This is a genomic window from Coleofasciculus sp. FACHB-712 (genome assembly GCF_014695635.1).
Classification (GTDB): domain Bacteria; phylum Cyanobacteriota; class Cyanobacteriia; order Cyanobacteriales; family FACHB-T130; genus FACHB-T130.
This window is the reverse complement of the sequence record NZ_JACJOQ010000371.1, coordinates 1-3981: the sequence shown is the minus strand read 5'-3', so window position 1 is coordinate 3981 and position 3981 is coordinate 1. Positions and strand designations below refer to the sequence as shown.

Annotated in this window: 5 protein-coding genes; 3 read left to right on the top strand and 2 right to left on the bottom strand. The window is 46.2% G+C overall.

The features are described 5' to 3' along the window. Positions 1-296: peptidoglycan-binding domain-containing protein (locus H6F50_RS10225; RefSeq protein ID WP_199292075.1), on the bottom strand; the 296-nt coding region annotated here is incomplete at its 3' end. 384 nt (positions 297-680) lie between these two features. Between H6F50_RS10225 and H6F50_RS10220 the strand changes: the two genes are divergently transcribed. Then, entirely contained in the window at positions 681-2096 is a 1416-nt protein-coding gene (locus tag H6F50_RS10220) for a hypothetical protein (protein WP_190428616.1), read from the top strand. A 409-nt stretch (positions 2097-2505) separates the two neighbouring features. Here the strand turns inward: H6F50_RS10220 and H6F50_RS10215 are convergent, their stop codons facing one another. Then, complete coding sequence (locus H6F50_RS10215; RefSeq protein ID WP_190428615.1) at positions 2506-2712, bottom strand: hypothetical protein; 207 nt, start codon at positions 2710-2712, stop codon at positions 2506-2508. Here H6F50_RS10215 and rimP point away from each other — a divergent pair. Further along, positions 2712-3173, top strand: a complete 462-nt coding sequence (rimP, locus tag H6F50_RS10210; RefSeq protein ID WP_190428614.1) for a ribosome maturation factor RimP — start codon at positions 2712-2714, stop codon at positions 3171-3173. The genes H6F50_RS10215 and rimP overlap by 1 nt on opposite strands. A 118-nt stretch (positions 3174-3291) precedes the next feature. After that, positions 3292-3981: NusA N-terminal domain-containing protein (locus tag H6F50_RS10205; protein WP_277879332.1), on the top strand; the 690-nt coding region annotated here is incomplete at its 3' end.

The following is a 3981-nucleotide window of genomic DNA, read 5'->3' as shown; positions in this document are numbered from 1 at the left end:
AAGTTTGCCTGAAGAATTCTAACGATATTTGCGGCATAATCCTGTGTCTTCGGCCCCGCTGTAGCATCAACAGGTGTTAGCTTATATCCCTGCTGAAACTCGCGGATAGCCCTTATCGTGGCTTCATCCGTCAGAGTATCTCCAATCGTGACGTTATACCCAAAGCCGCGCAACAAGGAACGAAATTCCCTTGGCGTGTAATCGCGGCTGCGTTCGGCTATAGCTACTTGATAACTAACTAAGCTGGCGGTTATGGTTATCACCGCAGCTAAAGGCATTCCAAACCTATTCCACATAGCTCAATCTCCTCACTCACTCACTGATTAAGCGCGATAGCGATTTGAACAGTTACAGTTTAAGCTGAATTGAGCATTCTACCGTTTATTTTTCGCAAGCGATCGCTACAACCGCCAATCGCGATCGCGTCGCGTGCGCTACCGGGTTCGACCTTTCAGCGTGCTGATATCCAATAGAATCCTTCTATTTTGAAGGCAACATCAGCAATTGGTGAACAATTAGTGGTATCAAATATGACTGAAGCTTCAGAGGGTCTGTCAAGCTGATAATTGGTAATTGAAAATTGTGATGGATGCTAGCTAGGTAGTAGGTAGCAGCTTTTTCGCCATTCCCTTTTTTTCCATTACCGATTCCCGATTACCAATTACCTCATCTTCCTTTCCATGTCACCTCAAAAATTGGCAAAGACTCCCCAATCCCGCCGGAACTTGTGGTTTGAACGTGTGATGGCACTTTTGGCAGTGGCTAACTTGGGCTTAGCGCTGTTCGACTTAACTTACATTCCGCTGCGCGATTTCTACCTGCGGGAATTTCGCAGCATTACCCGAATCTATGACCCCATCAAAGGTATTGAACCCCATCGAGAAACCCAGCAGTACCTAGAGACAGTAGAAAAACTCAAAGCACAGCTGCAACAGACAGAAGGATTGCAGTCGCCAGAGGTGGCAACTTTACTGGAGGAACTGCGCCAACAAAGTGTGGAAATGATTGAGACAAACCCGTTTGCAGAGGCGAATAAGACAGGGACTCTGGAAAAAATCAAAAATCGGATGCGTCAGCGCGTTGGCAATGTCTCTGCCAAACAATCTTTTAGCACCTTTTGGAGTCTGCCTTATTTATCCCAAGCTGGCGTGGAAAAAGAAATTACCTTTTATAACCAAGAAATTCAGCCTTTGATGGCAAGAAATTATTTTCGCCCAGTTGGGGAAACAGGTAATTTCGTTGACTACTTCTGGAAAATCGATCTCTGGTTTATCATTCCCTTTGGCATTGAGTTTCTACTTCGTACCTACTATATCCACCGACGTCACCATAGCCTCACTTGGCTCGAAGCAATGATGTGGCGCTGGTATGATATTTTCTTGCTGCTACCTTTTTGGCGGTGGCTGCGCGTCATTTCAGTTTTCATGCGCCTACACCAAGCACAATTATTAAATTTAGAATCAATCCGGGTGCAAATTAACCGAGGATTTGCGGCAAACTTTGCAGAAGAATTGGCAGAAGTCATTGTGATCCGGGTAATCAACCAGCTACAAGGGTCGATTCGTGGCGGAGAACTGACTCGGTGGTTATCAGGACGGGAGGCTCGTCCCTATGTTGACATCAACAATGTTAATGAAGTAGAAGCGATCGCTACCTTATTGATGAAAGTAACTGTCAATCAAGTTCTACCAAAAATTCAGCCAGATTTAGAGGCAATTCTACAGCACAACATTGAAAAAATTCTCAGCCAATCTCCCCTCTATCGGGGACTCCAGCAAGTACCTGGGGTGGGTACTATCCCCACGCAGATAACTGAAAAACTGGTCAAAGAAATCTCACTTGCAGCCTACAACACCCTCACTGCCTCTTTGGAAGACGATCCGGTTGGCGCAGAACTTTCCAAACAGCTGATAGAACACTTCACTGAAGCCTTAGGATCGGAGGTGCAAAGACAGCAGACTGCTCAGAAAATTCAATCTTTACTTTTCGATATGTTGGAGGAGATGAAACTCAACTACGTCCAACGCTTGTCCGATCAAGATTTGGAACAAGTGTTAGAAGAAACACGGGCGATCCGTCAGATTGTCAAGCAATAATTTAAATTTGTATGTCAATTGCTGATGTCAATCTCTAACTTGAATCCTCAATAAGGATTCAAATTTAGTCTTGGATTTTGCTAGGACAGTACTGAGACTGCTTAGCTTGGATAAGAAAATGTTTGAAAAGTAGTATTGGCATCTGGGAAGGGTTATTTATTTAGTAAACTACCTGCCACAAATTCTAAAAAACTGCCGCAAAAGCACCAAATTCCCGATAGATAAGGAGTGTCATAACCAATTTTTCAGACATTCTCTACTAATCTCAATTTCTAGCATTCTTTCCTCGATGTTTCTAGAGAGTTTCCGATCGCGTTCGCGCCGCCACTCAGAAGAAAAGTTGTTCTTCTACAGAGTCTTCATCCCGCGCTTGCACGCGCCTACGCTAATAATCCTCAGTCCAATTTTCCTAGCCCTTCAGGCACCGAGCATCGGTGCCTATCTCTTTTTTCTTATCTTCCCTCAGCGCTCGGTTGACGACTCGCCACTGGCATACCGCTTGAGCTAAACTCAAAGTTAGGAAGGCGAATCCATCAGGATTCGTCCAGAGACTTCTTGGAATATAGTGTTCGCAGGAAGTGGGGCAGCACCCACTTTTTTTATTGGAGTTTTCCAATGACTCATCCCCTGATTCCACAAATTATTGATTTAGCAGCGCCAGTGGCAGAAGCCTTGGACTTGGAAGTAGTCGGGGCGGTTTTTCACACCAACCAACGCCCACCCGTGCTACGCGTGGACATCCGGAATTGCAACGCTGACACAGGGCTGGATGACTGCGAACGAATGAGTCGGGCATTGGAGGCTGCTTTGGATGCAGCGAATTTCATTCCTGATGCCTATGTCCTGGAAATTTCTAGTCCCGGTATTTCGCGTCAGTTGACGACAGATCGGGAATTCATCTCCTTCAAGGGATTTCCCGTAATTGTCACCACATCCGAACCCTACGAAGGTCAGCAAGAGTGGACGGGGCAACTGATTCGTCGGGATGAAGAGGGTGTTTACCTCAACCAGAAAGGTCGAGCGATCGCCATTCCCCGCCAAATGGTCAGCCGAGTGCAGCTGGATGAAAAACGGTAATTGAGCTGTCAGCTTAGTAGTTAGTCGTCAGTGGTTCGCAAGGAAGTTGCCTCTTGACCACTGACCGATTACCAATTACCAGTTACCAATTACCAATAGCAATTAGCGAGGTTTTTTTATGTCAATGGTTAGTCTACGCGGACTTAAAGAGCTAATCGATAAAATTAGTGTAGAGCGCAATTTACCCAAAAGTGCCGTACAAGCAGCCCTACGAGAAGCTTTATTGAAAGGATACGAGCGATATCGTCGTACCCAGAACCTCGACAAACATCATTTTGATGAAGAGTACTTTCAAAACTTTGAAGTCGAACTCGACCTAGAACAAGAAGGAGAAGAAGGCTTCCGCGTTTTGGCGACCAAGACCATCGTTGAAAAGGTGAGTAGTGGCGATCATGAAATTGGTCTAGAAGAAGTGCAGAAAGTCGCGCCTGAAGCAGCGATTGGCGACACGGTGGTTTTAGATGTGACCCCCGATCAAACTGAGTTCGGTCGCATGGCAGCAATTCAGACCAAGCAAGTGCTATCGCAAAAACTGCGAGATCAGCAGCGCAAACTCGTCGCAGAAGAGTTCCAAGAACTGGAAGGAACCGTTTTGCAGGCGCGGGTACTGAGATTTGAGCGGCAATCCGTGATTTTAGCTGTCAGTAGTGGGTTTAGTCAGCCAGAAGTAGAAGCCGACTTACCGAAACGGGAACAGCTACCCAACGATAATTACCGTGCCAATGCAACCTTCAAGGTATTTCTCAAAAAAGTACGCGAAGGCCCAGCGCGGGGGCCACAATTGCTAGTGTCTAGAGCTGCCGCAGGT